Annotated in this window: 16 protein-coding genes; 9 read left to right on the top strand and 7 right to left on the bottom strand. The window is 30.1% G+C overall.

Annotated features, from left to right (window positions below; translation table 11 throughout):
• Positions 1 to 53: 53 nt before the first annotated feature.
• The 5 genes from BTO07_RS03390 to BTO07_RS03410 all read left to right on the top strand — a co-directional run bounded on the left by BTO07_RS03390 (position 54) and on the right by BTO07_RS03410 (position 4,402).
• Positions 54 to 836 carry a hypothetical protein gene (locus BTO07_RS03390; protein WP_157663273.1) on the top strand — a complete coding sequence of 261 codons (783 nt, stop codon included), beginning with the start codon at positions 54 to 56 and terminating at the stop codon, positions 834 to 836.
• Between the two features lie 187 nt (positions 837 to 1,023).
• Positions 1,024 to 2,301: a B12-binding domain-containing radical SAM protein gene (locus tag BTO07_RS03395; RefSeq protein ID WP_087519890.1), complete on the top strand. Its 1,278-nt coding sequence runs from the start codon at positions 1,024 to 1,026 to the stop codon at positions 2,299 to 2,301.
• A gap of 183 nt (positions 2,302 to 2,484) precedes the next feature.
• The gene (ttcA, locus tag BTO07_RS03400) at positions 2,485 to 3,282 is read left to right on the top strand and encodes a tRNA 2-thiocytidine(32) synthetase TtcA (RefSeq protein WP_087519891.1); all 798 of its coding nucleotides are present in this window, start codon (positions 2,485 to 2,487) and stop codon (positions 3,280 to 3,282) included.
• A 136-nt stretch (positions 3,283 to 3,418) separates the two neighbouring features.
• Positions 3,419 to 3,679 carry a hypothetical protein gene (locus BTO07_RS03405; protein WP_087519892.1) on the top strand — a complete coding sequence of 87 codons (261 nt, stop codon included), beginning with the start codon at positions 3,419 to 3,421 and terminating at the stop codon, positions 3,677 to 3,679.
• A gap of 462 nt (positions 3,680 to 4,141) precedes the next feature.
• Complete coding sequence (locus BTO07_RS03410; RefSeq protein WP_157663274.1) at positions 4,142 to 4,402, top strand: heavy-metal-associated domain-containing protein; 261 nt, start codon at positions 4,142 to 4,144, stop codon at positions 4,400 to 4,402.
• Positions 4,403 to 4,747: 345 nt separating this feature from the next.
• Here BTO07_RS03410 and BTO07_RS03415 read toward each other — a convergent pair whose 3' ends face one another.
• On the bottom strand, positions 4,748 to 5,737 hold the full coding sequence (locus tag BTO07_RS03415) for a hypothetical protein (protein ID WP_087519894.1): 990 nt from the start codon (positions 5,735 to 5,737) through the stop codon (positions 4,748 to 4,750).
• A 293-nt stretch (positions 5,738 to 6,030) separates the two neighbouring features.
• Here BTO07_RS03415 and BTO07_RS17265 point away from each other — a divergent pair, with 293 nt between their 5' ends.
• A complete protein-coding gene (locus tag BTO07_RS17265) occupies positions 6,031 to 6,201 on the top strand; it encodes a hypothetical protein (RefSeq protein ID WP_157663275.1) in 171 nt (56 codons plus the stop codon).
• A gap of 94 nt (positions 6,202 to 6,295) precedes the next feature.
• Here the strand turns inward: BTO07_RS17265 and BTO07_RS03420 are convergent, their stop codons facing one another.
• Positions 6,296 to 6,892, bottom strand: coding sequence for an NAD(P)H-dependent oxidoreductase (locus BTO07_RS03420; RefSeq protein ID WP_087519895.1), 597 nt, complete (start codon positions 6,890 to 6,892; stop codon positions 6,296 to 6,298).
• 93 nt (positions 6,893 to 6,985) lie between these two features.
• Between BTO07_RS03420 and BTO07_RS03425 the strand changes: the two genes are divergently transcribed.
• Entirely contained in the window at positions 6,986 to 7,888 is a 903-nt protein-coding gene (locus BTO07_RS03425; RefSeq protein ID WP_087519896.1) for a LysR family transcriptional regulator, read from the top strand.
• A 302-nt stretch (positions 7,889 to 8,190) separates the two neighbouring features.
• Here BTO07_RS03425 and BTO07_RS03430 read toward each other — a convergent pair whose 3' ends face one another.
• The 5 genes from BTO07_RS03430 to BTO07_RS03450 all read right to left on the bottom strand — a co-directional run bounded on the left by BTO07_RS03430 (position 8,191) and on the right by BTO07_RS03450 (position 13,935).
• The gene (locus BTO07_RS03430; RefSeq protein ID WP_087519897.1) at positions 8,191 to 8,637 is read right to left on the bottom strand and encodes an FKBP-type peptidyl-prolyl cis-trans isomerase; all 447 of its coding nucleotides are present in this window, start codon (positions 8,635 to 8,637) and stop codon (positions 8,191 to 8,193) included.
• Between the two features lie 625 nt (positions 8,638 to 9,262).
• Positions 9,263 to 10,030, bottom strand: a complete 768-nt coding sequence (locus BTO07_RS03435; RefSeq protein ID WP_087519898.1) for a hypothetical protein — start codon at positions 10,028 to 10,030, stop codon at positions 9,263 to 9,265.
• Positions 10,031 to 10,055: 25 nt separating this feature from the next.
• The gene (locus BTO07_RS03440) at positions 10,056 to 10,793 is read right to left on the bottom strand and encodes an MIP/aquaporin family protein (RefSeq protein WP_087519899.1); all 738 of its coding nucleotides are present in this window, start codon (positions 10,791 to 10,793) and stop codon (positions 10,056 to 10,058) included.
• A gap of 32 nt (positions 10,794 to 10,825) precedes the next feature.
• Positions 10,826 to 12,322 (bottom strand): glycerol kinase GlpK, encoded by a 1,497-nt coding sequence (glpK, locus tag BTO07_RS03445; protein WP_087519900.1) that lies wholly within the window; start codon positions 12,320 to 12,322, stop codon positions 10,826 to 10,828.
• A gap of 53 nt (positions 12,323 to 12,375) precedes the next feature.
• Complete coding sequence (locus BTO07_RS03450; protein WP_087522537.1) at positions 12,376 to 13,935, bottom strand: glycerol-3-phosphate dehydrogenase/oxidase; 1,560 nt, start codon at positions 13,933 to 13,935, stop codon at positions 12,376 to 12,378.
• A 293-nt stretch (positions 13,936 to 14,228) separates the two neighbouring features.
• On the opposite strand from BTO07_RS03450, the gene BTO07_RS03455 reads away from it, so the two are divergent.
• Together BTO07_RS03455 and katG are read left to right on the top strand one after the other, a co-directional pair.
• On the top strand, positions 14,229 to 14,996 hold the full coding sequence (locus BTO07_RS03455) for a DeoR/GlpR family DNA-binding transcription regulator (RefSeq protein WP_087519901.1): 768 nt from the start codon (positions 14,229 to 14,231) through the stop codon (positions 14,994 to 14,996).
• Positions 14,997 to 15,275: 279 nt separating this feature from the next.
• Positions 15,276 to 17,525, top strand: coding sequence for a catalase/peroxidase HPI (gene katG, locus BTO07_RS03460; protein ID WP_087519902.1), 2,250 nt, complete (start codon positions 15,276 to 15,278; stop codon positions 17,523 to 17,525).
• Positions 17,526 to 17,663: the final 138 nt, after the last annotated feature.

Here is a 17,663-nt window from a genome sequence, read left to right on the forward strand (position 1 = left end):
CATCGGAAAATTGCGTATGCAAATCCGCAAATTTCATATTCTAAACCAACAGAATGCAAAGAAAAATAATTACACTATTACTATTAGTCATATTCATGAATTTTGGATATGCTCAATCTGAAAAAATCAATATTAAAACAGGCCATTTAACAGAAGTAAATTATCTAAAAATGGATAATTTTTATTTAACTCATTATTTGTACATAGATCTATTTTTAAGGGAAAATCTGTTTCCTCAAGCCAAACCAGAAGAGGTTTCTTCAATAATAAAAGCTCTTAAAAAATATGTTTCAGTAGAAAACAAATTAGACATTGAAATTGAAAAACCAGGAAAAAGAAATTACTTAATCCGATTTACAATTTTAAAGAAAGAAGATGGGACTAAACTTCTAATTGCTTTTACCAATTGGAATGTAAAGAAAAAGAAATTTGAAAAAGACATTAAAATAGAAAATGATTCCTATACAAGATGGTATTTTTTAAATGGAAACAAAATGACTTACAGAAAAGACATGTCTGATAAGAATGATTACGCAACCATAAATAAAAATGACTTGGCGAATGCTTATCTATTCGACGAATTATCTGATAACGATTCTAAAATAAAAAATACAATAAACGAATCTCTAAATCAAAGTGATTTAAGTAAGTCAGATAAGATTATGGCAAATTTAATTCTCTTGAAATACCAAATTTTTAAAAAAGAGAGCGAAAATGTAACGAAGCAAACTGAATATTTAACAGAGCTATTTGAAAAGAATAAAAGTACGTCAAATTTTAGAGGTTTAAAAATGGCTTTTGATGCTACTAAATTTCAAATAGAATTAATGAAATAAATACTGTGTAAAACACTCTATATAATTTATTCTAGCCTATTTAGAAACACGTTAACTCTATTTTTAAAAAGATGAAGATTTTGAAAAACTAATTGTAAAAAATAAACTCACAACTAATGTCAAGTAAAAAAGCACAAACACCTAAGTGTTAACTGGGTTTAAAATAAACGGAAAAAGATAAGATTGTTTGAAAAATTTATTAATTATTTCATTTGACTTCATTAGAGAAGGAGAAAGTGAAACTTCATTGGCTATAGGTTCAATATTATCATATATTAAAAATGATATAGATTACGGGATTAAATTTAAAGCATCACATTTACCCATAAATGTATTAGAATTTAATGAAAACTTTGAGGTTTCCGATTTGAATAAATATTTATCAAATTATAATTTCAATGAAATAGATTATATCGCAATATCAGCTTATGTTTGGAATGAATTTATTACAAATAGCTTCATTAATCTTATAATCAACAAGTATAATTTCACAGGAAAGGTAATTCTTGGTGGTTATCAAATATCATACTCAAATAATCCTGTTCTAGAATACCCGAATTGCCATTATTTTATAGATGGTTATGCTGAAAATGCTTTATTATCAATTTTAAAAAATGAAAACAATTCAAAAGTATTAAAATCTAATTTTGATTTTTCTAATATTCCTTCTCCATATCTAACAGACGAAATACAAGTTGATGATAATCAAGAAAAAGTAAGGGTTGAAACACAAAGAGGTTGTCCTTATAGGTGTAATTTTTGTGCGCATCGAGATTTAACTAATAACAAAGTTTACAAACAAAGTTTTGAGAAAACGATATCTGAATTCAAATATTTTAGATATAAAAAAGTTGAAAAAGTAAATGTTCTTGACCCAATTTTCAATATAGGTTCGAATTACCTTAATATTTTAAATGAACTTGTAAAAATGAATTACAAATCATTAATAAGTATCCAAGTAAGATTTGAAACTATAATTGGAGATAAAGGTTTACGTTTTTTAGATCTCTGTGAAAAACTTAATATACATCTTGAATTTGGATTGCAAACTGCAATTATAAAGGAAAGTATTCTTATCAATAGAAAAAACAACCCTTCCAAAATAAAATCAGTTATGCATCAATTAAATAAAAGAAATATAAGCTATGAAGTAAGTTTAATATATGGTCTACCAACGCAAACTGTTACTTCGTTTAAAAAAAGTATTTCTTTCTTAATTGAAAATGGATGTGAAAAAATTATAGCATTTCCTTTAATGTTATTAAAAGGAACAGAATTATTTCAAGAAAAAGAAAAGTTTTCTCTCAAAGAAGAGAATATAGGTGAATATAATATTCCATTGGTAACAAGTAGTAATTCTTTCAGTAAAAATAATTGGCTTGAAATGAAAAAAATTGCTAATAATTTAAAATTATCTAACAAAAATGAAAATAGAATAAAGCTTCCACTAACAATAGATGCATAAGATTGTTGGAAATAAATCTAAACGAACTTTCAAAAAATAAAAACACCGTAAATGAAATCTCTAAAAACATTTATAGTACTTTCTAAAACTAAAAACCAAGTTTTTACAACCATTTGTAAAATGAAATGCTGAAACGTAAAAAACTCATTGAATAGGAATGATTTTAGTACTATTTTTGCATTTATGGAGAACAAAAAAAAGGTTACTAAAAAATTACAGCGTTCAGTAGCAGAAGCGATACAGCAATTTACAATGATTGCCGAAGGAGATAAAATTATGGTTTGTCTTTCTGGGGGAAAAGATAGTTATGCAATGCTAAATATGTTATTGTATTTTCAGAAAGTTGCGCCTATTAATTTTGGAATTGTTGCTGTAAATTTAGATCAAAAACAACCTGGTTTTCCTGAGGAAGTTTTACCAAATTATTTACAAAATTTAGGTGTCGATTTTAAAATTATTGAAAAGAATACCTACAAGATTGTTATGGACAAAACGCCTGAAGGTAAAACTACATGTAGTTTATGTTCTCGTTTACGTAGAGGAACTTTATATGAAGCAGCCAAAGATTTAGGTTGTAATAAATTGGCTTTAGGACATCACAAAAATGACATTATAGAAACCTTTTTCTTAAACTTCTTTTTTGCAGGAAAAATGGAAACAATGCCGCCTAAATTCAGAAATGATGCTGGCGATATCGTTGTTTTAAGACCTTTGGCTTTCTGTAATGAAAGTGATATTGAAGCGTATGCAGATTTTATGGATTTCCCTATTATACCTTGTAATTTATGCGGTTCTCAAGAAAATTTACAACGTAAAAAGGTAAAACAAATGATTACCGATTGGGAAACTGAATTCCCAAATAGAAATGCAATTATGATGAATGCTTTACAGAATGTATTTCCTTCTCATTTATTAGATAAAAACTTATATGATTTTGACAATTTAGAATCTAAAATACCCGAAACTTCTTTGGTAGATTGATCTTTTTTAAAACATTTATTTTAACTAAAAAAGGTGTTTAAATTCTTTGATTTTATCTTTAAAATCGGTAACTTAGTTCTGTGTGTTTTTTTATATAAAAATATATACAAGCATATATTAATTAAAATCACTAGATATGAGTTTCTTATCAGACAATGTGATTCCTGGAAATCACGGAAAAGTATTCGGAACGAATGCAACAAACAATTACGACCTACAAAGAATTAGATTAAAACTATTGTCTTTAGACGGCATTAAAGAAGTACTTATTAATGCTGATGTTTTTCCAAAAGAGTTTGTTATTTATACATCAAAAGTAGTTACCGTTAAAGATATAGAAGATCTTGTAATTACTACGGGCTTTCACGCTATTCCAAAAGATCTTTTTGAGCTTTAATCAATTAATAATTTGACACAGAAATGAGCGTTTCTATTTGTCTAAATTATTAGTAATTGTATTTTGAAGAATTGTTGTGCCTAATTTTTACAATTATCCAACGATATCTGTTGTTTTGAAATTTTGACGTGCTTATAAAAATAGAGAAAAATAAACCAAACTTCGTTTATTTTAAATTGAAAAAGGAGTTCTGTAAATTAGAAGTCCAATGCTATTTTTACTTCAAAGAATATCTCTCACTTTCTACTTTTTTTACTTAATTAAACTGATTTTAAGGACTTTAAAAAAAGGGCTTTAATATTTTATGCTTTAATATATTTTGGTGAAAAATTAATACAGATCATAAATAGGTATTTTGCTTATTGATTTTTCTTTTTATCAAATGTACTTTAGCTAAGTATTATATTGTTATTTACAATTATAAATACAACCAAACTTTATATAAATTCAAATTTAAGAGATATGAATTTTCGCCCAAAAAAAGTAATCCCTATTAATCAAGTAAAAGTATTCTCTACAAATACAACTAACAATTATGCTTTATATCTTATTAAAACTAAAATAATGACTTTAGATGGCATTAAAGATGTGGAAATAGATATAGACATTTTACCCAAAAAATTTATTGTTCACACAACAAAAATAGTACCTAAAAAAGATATTGAAGCTATTATATTCTCTTTTGAATACAAGAATCACCTAAAAGTTTTATTAGCTATTTAATTCAAAAAAGATAGGCACAATAAACTCAAATTGAGTGTGCTAATTTTACATTCAAATAGATTTTTCGTTTTAACCAATAAACTTATTGATTATTGACAATTTTGTCAAATTAAATTGAGAAACATTTATTCATAGAAAAAAGAGCTGTTTTTCATAAAAATGAATAAATTTAGTTTTATATAACCTTTTGGTCTTAATTTTTTTGAAAATGATACAAAAAAAAAGATACGTTTTAAACGTACCCTTTTTAATTATAGTTATGATTCCTCCTATTCTTTTAGTAAAACAATAACTAAATGAAGCTTCCTTAGAAAAGTTAGAATATTTTTTTTCACCTCAAAAGGATTATATATGTTTCTTTATAAAGTTTTTGATATCAGTTATCACTTCATCAAATAATTCTTTTTCTGGCTTAAAAGGAGTTCCATTAGCAAATCTAGGATCAGTTCCAGGTCCATCAGGGCTACAATGATCTATATCAATAGATCTACGCCACACATCTGCATGATTTCTCCACTCACTTTGTTTCACTAAACTTGGTGCATCAAACCAAACATTCCAAGCTAATATGTTACCTTGCTGTAACATATTTCCAGATCCAATATTAAATGCTTTCATTATAATAGTGTTAAATTCATTCACTAAATGACTATGATTTAAATCAATTTCACCAATTTCAACTTCAACATTTGCATGACTCCATGCTTCTTTATGTATTGTAAATGGCGGTAAATTACCTTCCATAAACAATCCATCTCGTAATGCAATTGTAGTAGATTTTTGTTTTGTTGTTTGATATGTATTTAATTCTATTGCTTTTTTCTTTTCGGAAGGAAAACAATACCCAAGATGATTTAATTCGAAAATAGACCACAATATTTTACCCAAAGAAGATTCATTTGCAGCAGGACTAAACCAAATTTTAGGTTTTACCATCATATCTACAGCTAAACTTTTATTAGATTCATCTACCCAACCTTTTTGTCCTGTAACTGTAACTTCTACATTAAAAGTACCTACACCTGGTATAAATGTACCTTGTTGTGGACAAATAATAGACCAAGATTGACCTGTGTTATCATACCCAACTCTAGAAATGTCTGGAGCAAACATTTGAAAACATCTTTTCGGGTCGGTTTTACCTTTTTGAGTTTCCCAAGTAAATTCTGGCCATAATACACGTTGTTGTCTGGTGATATTATGAATTTTATCTAAGTTGTCATTAAACTTTAAAGCGCCTAAATCTGGAGTTGGATATTTCATTTCTGGATTCTTTTTTAGAAATCCACCTTTCCAACCTTTTGCAGGTATGTGATTTGGAATTAATTTTTTCATAAAATTCTGATTTTAAGTGTTTTTATACTCCTCCAAATCTATTTAGAATCTTATTATTATGTAAGCGTGAAAGTTCTATATCTAAAAATCAGGTGTTTATACGTTTTTCTTATTAACATACAAAATTTACTTTCTATTGGTTTCTCTTGTTCAGTAAATAATTTGAAGGGTGATAATTGTCACGTTTCTTTTTTAACTTTTTATTTAAATTTCGTGCAGATTGAAAAATAAATTGCTAACTATTTTCAAAATATATAAAACTTATTGTAGAATAATTATATCAAAAAAGAACTATGAATAAAACTAGAATAATAGGATTGATGATAATGTTAGTAGGAATAACAATTCACGCTAATTTGGAAAATGATTTCACCGATTTTATCACTGGTTTACTTTTAGCTGTTGGAATTATTATATTAGTTTTTGGTAAGACGATTTTCAATAAAGAAAAGAAAACAACTTAAAAAACAGATAATATTACCTTGTTTTAATAAAATAAAACAAGGTAATACTATCTTATAACTAGTTGTACTGCATTTTCACTACGAAACCAAATAATTACAAGTTAATCATTAAATCATTTAAAAAAGTACTGTAATTATTCAATTCAAAAGGAACATCTGCATTTTTTTCCATATCATGAAAATGATGTGTGCCTAACAATTCCATTCCTGTAAAAGCATTCATTCTGTGAAACCCAAACATTACACCATCATCCACACTTTTTTGATTGAAAAATTCATTTTCTAAAGTAAATGCGGTTTTAGGTGCATTCCAACTTGTAGTAAGTATATATTTTTTTCCGTGCATTAAACCACCTGTTCCGTAATTGATGTTTGGATTTTTTCTACTTCTTCCATCGCTTTTATAAATTCCATTTTGATGACCTTCCGTAAAAACTTCATCTATATATTTTTTAAACCCAAAAGGAATTTGAAACCACCAAATTGGAGTATGATAAATCACTATATCCGCCCATTTAAATTTTTCAACTTCTTCCTTTGCTTTATAATTTTCACCAACTTGAGTACACTTAACATCAAATCCTTCAAGCGTATCAAAATATGAAATAGTATTATTAAAAAGAGTTTCATTAAATTTTCCACCAGAATGTGCAAATGGATGGCTTCCATTAATTATAAATATATTTTTCATCTGTCTATTATTTTATTTAGGACAAAATTAAAGTAACTTTTATTATTGTAAAAATAATACAAATCATACCTTTGTATCAATATTTTAATAGTTATGGTAAATTTAGAATGGTATAGAACATTTAAAGAAATATATGAAAACGGAACTTTAACCAAAGCTTCTGTTGCTTTATATGCGTCCCAACCAGGGGTTAGTGTACACTTAAACGCTTTAGAAGCATATGTTGGCAAAAAGTTATTTGAACGAACTTCAAGAAAAATGATTCCAACAGAAGACGGGAAATTTTTATATGAATATATTATTGAATCTTTAAACAAACTTGAAATAGCAGAACAGCATTTTAAAAAAACTACTCAAGAAAAAAATCCTTCTCTAAATATTGGAATGTGTTCAGAAATGTTTCAGCTTATTATTGAACCCGAAATTCCGAAATTGAACTTTGACTTAGTAGCTAGATTTGGAGCACATACAGATTTAATAAAAGACTTAAATAATGGTATTTTAGATTTAGTAATAACACCTAAAAAACAGAATAAAAAAAAATCATTAGTTGAATATGTTCCGTTTTCAAAAGAAAGAATCATTTTAATAGCCGGAAATAAAACAGATACAACTAAAATACAAAAACACATTAAATCTAACAATTTTAAGAAGTTAGAAGATGAACTACTTAAAAATATTTGGTATAGTTCATCAAACGAGATGGAACATTTTAGACGTTTTTGGTTTGAAAATTTTAATAAAAAACCTGCTTTCAAACCAAACTATATTTTACCGAATATTACTTCCATTATTAGATGTCTAAACAATGAAAACGGGCTTGCATTAGTTCCAGATTTTTTATGTCAAGAACAAATTTTAAGAAACGAAATAAATTTAGTTTGGGAAGGAAAAGTGAAAACGGAAAACACCTTATTTTTTGCATCAAGAACAGATTTGAAATACAAAAAAGAATTAGATAGAATTAGGAATATATTTACCTCAAAAATGAAATAAACTCACTATAACAACGTTTCATCAAAATTGTAGATTTTTACTAAATGCAATATTTTTTAATTCTAATTTTATTATTTTATAAACGACAATTGCAATAACCAAACCCAATTTTGGTTAGACTAGAACAGTTGCCAAGTTTTTAGACCCAGATGGAAATCTTTGTGCTTTTAAGGATCGCTAAAAATTTGAAAAACAAATTACAGATTTTAAGTAGCATCCATAACAAATTATAAAAAGCAAAAAACCTTTGTTAAATTCATCTAACAAAGGTTTTTTTATGTTTTAAAAAGAAATATTTTCTTTTATTCTGTAATTACTGTTTCTTTAATTTCAACAACTTCTACGTCAAAAACAAGATCATGACCAGCTAAAGGATGATTACCATCAATTACTATACTTTCTTCTTTTACTTCAATTACCATTAAGTTAATTTCTTGTCCGTCAGGAGATTTAGAAACTAATCCCATACCAACTTGAGGCTCCATATCTTGAGGAAGTTCAGCTTTCTTAACTTCTTGTATTAAACTAGGGTTAGGCTCTCCATAAGCTTGGTCTTTTGTAATTTCGATCGTTTTCTTTTCGTTTAATTTCATGTCAATTAAACCTTTTTCAAAACCAGGAATCAATCTTTCTTGTCCTAAAACAAATTCGATTGGCTCTTTTCCTTCAGAAGTATCAAAAACTTGTCCGTTAGCTAATTTACCTGTATAATTTACTTTAATTGTACTGTTTACTTTTACTTGACTCATACTATATTAATTTAAAAAATGTTTTAATTTTTACTTACTTGTTCAATAGCTGCCATAATCAAGCCAAAGGAGTGAAAAACTGACAGAAAAGGTAATAAATCAGTTTGTAAATTGGCAGTAAACGTACAAATAGCACTTCACCTCTATTATAACAACAAATAGCAGTGTTTTTGTTTTTTAAAAATCGACTCAAATAATAATTATTTCATCAGTAATTTTGTCAGTTTTCATAAAAACTTGGACTGTTTTTATGACAATTATGTAAGGGTACAGTCGCTACTTTTTCTTTCTTTATGATTCTTTTTTGTTGATGATTCTAGAGAAACTGAATTACGTCATCAAGTTTAGGGAGATTTTGTTAAAAGATACTTTGAGTTGTATTTTTATTTGGAAACTTACTACACTGAAATAGGATTCAATTAGATATTTATTTTCCTTTTTGATAGAAGTTATTACTTTTATAATTTTGTCAATTTGATTGGGGATTCAAAATGAAATGAGAAGCCTTTGTATTGGGTTTAAAAATTTAGTTATTTTAATAGATTCTCTATACAATTTAAAAAAAAAATTCCCTTTGACACATATAAGAATCAAAGGGAAGTAACTTTTTGATAAAAAATCTAATTTAAAACAAGCTAACTGCTAATTGTACTCTTGCGATTCTTTGTGAGGGATTCCAAAAAGTTGTTGCTGATACAGGAATTGTTAAATCTAAAAACTTAAGTGTTTTTGTTGCTGTTAAACCAACATTAACTAAGTCAAAGTTTTGAGCACCATCACCATATAAATGTGTATCTCCGTTAAAAGAAAAACCTGCTCCCACAAAACCTTTTAAATCAACCTTAGATTTACTAATTAGAGGATAAGACAGTTCTATATACGTAGAATAACGTTGTTCAAAGTCACCATTGTCTAATTGAGAATCTCCGCTACCGAATAACAATACATCAGCCTCCAAACGTAATGGAAAACTTTCATTGAATGTATAAGAAGTTCGTAAATCAATTAAATGTGTAGATGTGTTCTTATCATAATCCCAAACATCTGGAGTTGCCACAGAACGAGTATTAAATAAATCCCACAAGCCAATAGAAAAACCATTTTTTGCATATTGAACATAGTAATTTATTTCTTTATACGACGTTCCATCACTTTCATTTGAAAAAGACATTCCTCCCCAAAACCCAGTTGTAAAACTAGCAGACTTATTTAGTTTTAATTTTGAAAACACAGCCACCATTGGTTTATCAGTAATTACCAAACCTCTCCATAAATGGTTTGTTTTTACATCAACATGAAAGTCGATAGGACTATCTTTTAGTTCAACTTCTTGGGCTAAACCTATTTGCACTGTCATAAGTGCTACGAATACTACTACTAATATTTTTTTCATTGTGTAATTCTAAAAAACTAATATTTTACATTAAATAAGTATATAACAAAGCTGCAATTACACAACCAACTAAAGGACCTACTACAGGAATCCATGCATAACCCCAATCACTTGACCCTTTTACAGGTAAAATAGCGTGCATAATTCTCGGACCTAAATCTCTCGCTGGATTAATAGCATAACCTGTGGTACCACCCAAAGACAAACCAATTACCCAAACAAGGAAAGCTACAGGTAATGCTCCAACAGAACCTAAACCTACAAGAGCTTCAGGACTTCCTTCAATTCCTAAATCCATACTAGGACCCGTTATATAGAATATAACAAAGACCAAAACGAAGGTTCCTATAATCTCACTCATTAAGTTTGAAAAGGTGTTTTTAATTGCTGGTCCTGTACTAAAACAAGCTAATTTACCCGCTTCATCATCAGTTGCTTTAAAGTGATCTTTATAAAATACCCACACTAAAAATGCACCTATCATTGCTCCTATCATTTCCCCTGCAATATATTCTGGAACTAAAGCCCAAGAAACTTTACCTGCAACGGCTAAAGCGATAGTTACCGCTGGATTTAAATGTGCGCCACTATAAGGCCCTGCTACTATAACACCTACAAATACGGCTAATGCCCATGCTGTAGTAATTTCTATCCATCCGGCACCACCAGCCTTTGTGTCTTTTAAAACCACATTAGCTACCACCCCATTACCTAATAAAATCAATAACATGGTTCCTAATATTTCTGCTACTAAAATTGACATAATTTTCTATTTTTATGATTATTGATACGTATTTATTCTTCAATCCAATTTTGTGCACACTTCACTGCTTTATGCCAGTAATGTAACATGTTGTCCACTTTTTCTTTTGGAGCTTCTGGATAGAATTCTTTATCAACAACCCATTGAGATTGAATATCATCTATACTATCCCAATAACCAACAGCTAAACCTGCTAAGTAAGCAGCACCCATTGCTGTAGTTTCTAGTGTTTTAGGTCTTATAATTTTAAATCCGAATAAATCAGATTGAATTTGCATTAATAAATTACTAGCAGCAGCACCACCATCAACTCTTAATTCTATACTTTTTTTACCTGCATCTGCTTCCATTGCTTTTACAATGTCATATACTTGAAAAGCAATTCCTTCTAAAGTGGCACGAGCAATATGTGCATCCGTAGTACCTCTTGTAATACCTAACATTGCACCACGCGCATATTGATCCCAATACGGAGCTCCTAAACCTGTTAAGGCAGGTACAAAGTAAACACCACCATTATCTTCAACTGTTTCAGCTAAATAACTGATACCTGGCGCTGTTTTTACCATCTTTGCTCCATCACGTAACCATTGTACAGCTGCTCCACCAACAAACACACTTCCTTCTAGCGCATAAGTAGTTTTTCCATTAATTTTCCATGCAACAGTTGTTAATAAATTATTTTCTGAATACACCGCTTCTTCTCCGGTATTCATTAAAAGGAAACATCCTGTACCATAAGTGTTTTTAACCATTCCAGGTTTTGTACACATTTGTCCGAATAATGCTGCTTGTTGATCTCCTGCAATACCTGCAATTGGAATTTTAGAAGAAAATAAAGTGGTTGCTGTAGTACCGTAAACTTCACTACTTTCTTTAACTTCTGGTAATATGGCTTTAGGGATATTGAATAATGCCATTAACTCTTCATCCCAAGCCATGGTGTGAATATTGAACAACATAGTTCTACTTGCATTAGAAACATCAGTAATAAACATTTTTCCTCGAGTAAGTTTCCAGATAATCCATGTATCTACTGTACCAAAACATAGTTTTCCTGCTTCAGCTTTCTCTCTTGCACCTTCTACATTGTCTAAAATCCATTTTAGTTTAGTTGCAGAAAAATAAGCATCAATAACCAATCCTGTTTTCTTTTTGATCATATCTATATGACCATCTTCTTTTAATTCATCACAATATTTGGCTGTTCTTCTATCTTGCCATACAATTGCATTATAAATAGGTTCGCTAGTTTCACGATCCCAAACAATAACGGTTTCTCTTTGGTTGGTTATACCAATAGCCGCAATTTCATCGCCAGTAATACCTTGTTGAGCAACTACTTCGGCAGCTACCGAAATTTGTGAAGACCAGATTTCATTAGGGCAATGCTCTACCCAACCTGGTTTGGGGAAAATTTGTTCGAAAGGTTTTTGAGAAACTCTTACAATCTCTCCGTTGTGATTAAATAAAATTGCGCGAGAAGATGTTGTTCCTTGATCAAAGGCTAAAATTAGTTTATTTTTCATAAGTATTCGTTTAGGTGGTTTTAATTGTCTCTAGATTCAATTAAAACTATTGTTTATAAAATATAATTAGACGTTACTTCTAGATAGTTTGCTACTTGTTCTGTTTGCCATGCTTCATCTTTTTCAAGTTCCTTTGCCATTATTTTTGCTACTTCTGGAGCCATTTTAACACTCTCTTTTGCATCTAATAATTGACAACGAACTCTACGCGCAAGAAAATCTTCTACGTTTAAAGCCATTTCATTTCTTACCGCCCAAACTACTTGCGCTTGTATTACTCCCATAGAATCACTTATGGATTTATCCCATCCGTTTTGTTTAGATAACTCTAATAAAGGTTCTTCATCACTTCCATAGAAGTGCAAAGGATTATCATAGTTTACATTTTCTTTGTAACCATGTATTTTTAAATGTTTCGTTTTTGTGGAAACATGTGACCAATTATGGTTTTTCTCTGCTTTATCAACTAAATCTTCACCCATTTTTCTAAAAGTGGTCCATTTACCACCTACCATAGTTAATAGTCCAGATTTTGAAGTAAAGATTTTATGACTTCGAGAAATTTCTTTCGTTTTATTTCCTTTTCCTTTGGTTGCTGCTAAAGGACGTAAGCCCGCAAAAGCACTTAATACGTCACTTCTTTTTGGTGCCTTTGTTAAGTATCTACTAGCAGTACTTAAAATAAACCCAATCTCTTCCTCAAGAGCTACAGGCTCTAATGATTCTTGCTTAAGAGGTGTATCTGTTGTACCTACAATTACTTTATTGTGCCATGGAACTAAGAATAAAACACGACCGTCATCCGTTTTAGGAATTGTAATTGCATCATCACCAGGTAAGAAAGACTTATCTAATATTAAATGTACACCTTGACTAGGCGCAATAGTTTTTTCCGCTCCTGGAGAATCCATTTGCAACACGTCATCAGCAAATACTCCAGTTGCATTCACAACTTGCTTTCCTTTTATTTCAAAAGATGTATCTCCTTCTTCATCAAATACCTTAACACCTGAAAGGTTGCCATTACTATCTTTTATCAAACCGTCTACAGAACAATAATTAAGGGCTATTGCCCCCATTTCCACAGAACTCTGTAATACGTTTATTGCCATACGTGAATCATCAAATTGACCGTCATAATAAACAACACCTGCTGAAATTTTATCTGGATTGATAAGCGAAATTCGCTCTAAAGTTTTTGCTTTAGAAATACGTCTAGATCTTCCCAAGCTTAGTTTTCCTGCTAATAAATCATAAAAAGTTAAACCAACGGTATATAAAATCTCATCATATAAACCATGTGTAGGAATAATAAATGACTGGCTTTTAGTAATGTGAGGAGCATTCTTTAACATTAACCCTCTTTCTACAACAGCTTCTCTTACTAAACCTATATTACCTTGTGCTAAATATCTTACACCACCATGTAGTAACTTTGTAGCTTTACTTGATGTTGATTTTGTGAAATCTGATTTTTCAAGCAAAACAACTGAGTACCCTCTTGCTGATGCTTCAAGTGCTATACCTATACCTGTTGCACCACCTCCTATAATTATGAAATCGTAAGTCTTAGAGTCACTTCTTAACTTATCCATCATTACCTTTCTGTTCATAATTTTATTTTTTAATTTTAATATTTCTTTATTTCTGATATAAAAGTATAACAAAACGAAACAAAACAAAGGTTTTTTTTAGTTATTTTTGATTGTTTTTGGTTATTTTTATTATACTATGACATTTGTCATGAAAAAGAACTAGTTTAACCTGATTTTAGGTTGTTTTTCTTTTCTTATTCTTTCTATTACAAACAAATCGGTTTCGTTTCAACAAAAATATTTCAACAAAAGTCCATTTTTAGCTTCATTTTGATCAGAACATCACGTACATTTGTATAAAACGAAACATAATGACACTAAATATTGTTGATCGTCACAAACTTATTTTAAACAAACTTGAAGAAAATGGTTTTGTAAATGTTAATGATCTGGGTAAAGAGTTTAATGTTTCATTGGTTACTATTCGAAAGGATTTAAAACTGCTTGAGGAAAGAAAATTATTGTTTAGATCACATGGGAAAGCTATTAGTGTAAATCCATACATCAAAGAACATCATGTAAATTATAAAGAAAAACTACATCCGAAGGAAAAAAACAAAATTGCGATTGCAGCTATCGAAACTTTAATGCCTCATGATAGTATTATAATTGCTTCTGGAACCTCTGTTATTGAATTTGCAAGACATATAAAACCTATAGAAGGACTGACTGTATTGACAGCTTCCTTAAACACTTCGATTATTCTAGCTGAACACAAAGATATTGACGTAATACAATTAGGAGGAATAGTTAGATCTAGCTCCTCTTCTGTAGTAGGTCCTATTGGAGAAAAAATGTTAGCAGAATTTACATTTACAAAATTGTTTTTAGGGGTAGATGGTATCGATTTAGAATACGGACTCACAACTACGAGTTCACTTGAAGCTTCTTTAAATAAAGAAATGATTAAAGCAGCACAAAAAATAATTGTCTTAACAGATTCCTCAAAATTTAATAGAAAGGGATTTGGAAGAATTTGTGGACTTGATGAAGTTGATCAAATTATTACCGATTCTGACATTGATACTAAAACAAAAAATAGACTGGTAGAATTAGGCATTGAACTTACTATAGTCTAAATCAATAACCTGTTCTTTTTAATAAAAACAAATAATAAACTGAATGAAGCTTCCCCTATATCTTCACTAAAGATTTAAGAGCGAACAAAAAAGGGATTCAGCTAAATAATGGTCTTTAAATTCACTTGTTCAACAATTACCTTTTTCATACTCAAAAACTATACTTTTTTATTTATAAAAAAAAATATTATACCGAGATAAAGTATAAAAATAAAATAGACCATTTTAATCATCAGAATTCGTTAAATTAGTTGGCACGAAATCTTTAAACCTTTTAAAATGGAAAACGATACAAATTCTAACACAGCAAACAATCAAAATAAGTGTCCACATCATCAAGAACAAGATGGTGGTGTTGTACCAGAAAAAACAACATCTTCAGGTAAATGTCCAGTAATGCATGGTGCAAATACAGCAACTAATTCATCTGTTATGGATTGGTGGCCAAACGCACTTAATTTAGATATTTTACATCAACATGATACAAAAACAAACCCTTTAGGACCAAATTTCAACTATCATGAAGAACTTAAGAAATTAGATATTGATGCTCTTAAAAAAGACATGCATGCATTAATGACAGATAGTCAAGAATGGTGGCCTGCAGATTGGGGACATTATGGCGGTTTGTTAATACGTATGTCTTGGCATTCTGCTGGGTCTTACCGTACTTCAGATGGTCGTGGTGGTGGTGGTTCTGGAAATCAACGTTTTGCACCGTTAAATTCTTGGCCAGATAATGTTAGTTTAGATAAGGCTAGAAGATTATTGTGGCCTATCAAGAAAAAATATGGAAACAAAGTAAGTTGGGCAGATTTAATTGTTTTGGCAGGAACGATTGCTTATGAAAATATGGGCTTAAAAACCTTTGGATTTGGTTTTGGTCGTGAAGATATTTGGCATCCAGAAAAAGATACTTATTGGGGAGCAGAAAAAGAATGGTTAGCACCAAGTGATGAACGTTATGCTGATGTAGAAGATCCAACAACAATGGAAAATCCTTTAGCAGCTGTGCAAATGGGGTTAATTTATGTAAATCCAGAAGGAGTTAATGGAAAACCAGATCCTTTAAAAACAGCCGCTCAAGTAAGAGAAACTTTTGCACGTATGGCAATGAATGATGAAGAAACAGTTGCTTTAACTGCTGGTGGACATACCGTTGGTAAAGCACATGGTAATGGTGATGCTAGTGTTTTAGGACCAGATCCAGAAAATGCAAATGTAGAAGAACAAGGTTTTGGTTGGCATAATCCTAATAAATCTGGTAAAGGACGTTATACAGTAACAAGTGGTTTAGAAGGTGCATGGACAACTCACCCAACCAAATGGGATAATGGTTTTTTCGACATGTTATTTAAACATGAATGGGAATCTGTTAAAAGTCCTGCTGGTGCTTGGCAATGGGAACCAGTACAAATTAAAGAAGAAGACAGACCAGTAGATGTAGAAGATGCTAGTATTCATCAAAACCCAATGATGACTGATGCTGATATGGCAATGAAAATGGATCCTATTTACAAGGAAATTTCATTAAAATTCATGAAAGATCAAGACTATTTTTCAGATACTTTTGCACGTGCTTGGTTTAAATTAACACATAGAGATTTAGGACCTAAAGCAAATTATTTTGGTGTAGACGTACCAAAAGAAGATTTAATTTGGCAAGATCCTATACCTACAGGAAATACTGATTATCATATTATTGATGTAAAGGATAAAATTGCTGCATCTGGATTATCAGTTTCAGAAATGGTAACTACTGCTTGGGATAGTGCTCGTACTTATAGAGGTTCTGACAAACGTGGTGGCGCAAACGGAGCTCGTATTCGTTTAGCACCTCAAAAAGATTGGGAAGGAAATGAACCAAAACGTTTGGCAAAAGTAATATCAATATTAGAACCTATTGCTTCTGAATTTGAAATTAGTGTTGCTGATACGATTGTTTTAGCAGGTAATGTTGGTATAGAACAAGCTGCAAAAGATGCAGGTTTTGATATTACTGTTCCTTTTTCAGCAGGACGTGGAGACGCTACTGATGAAATGACAGATGCCGAATCTTTTGAGCCTTTAGAGCCTTTGGCTGATGGATATAGAAACTGGAGTAAAAAAGACTATGTTGTAAGTCCGGAAGAATTAATGTTAGATAGAACACAACTTATGGGCTTAACAGCACCAGAAATGACAGTGCTTGTTGGTGGTATGAGAATGTTAGATACTAATTATAATAATACAAAACACGGTATTCTTACAGACAACGTTGGTCACTTAACAAATGACTTTTTTGTGAATTTGACAGATATGAAATATACTTGGAAACCTGTTGCTGATAATTTATATGAAATTTGTGATCGCAAAACAGGTAAAGTTATTTGGACAGCGACACGTATGGATCTAGTATTTGGTTCTAATTCTATTTTACGTTCTTATGCAGAAGTCTATGCTCAAGATGATAACAAAGAAAAATTTGTTATCGATTTTATAAAAGCTTGGAGTAAAGTAATGAATGCTGATAGATTTGATTTAAAATAAAAAGAACACATTTTTTTTACAAAATAAAGGGCAAGTATCTACTTGCCCTTTTTAATTATAGCCTATACTCATCTTCTACTTTCAATAATTATACTTCAATTTTTTTTTCTTTCTAAACGAACTAATTTTTAGTGATAA

This window comes from Polaribacter sp. SA4-12, from assembly GCF_002163675.1.
GTDB lineage: Bacteria > Bacteroidota > Bacteroidia > Flavobacteriales > Flavobacteriaceae > Polaribacter.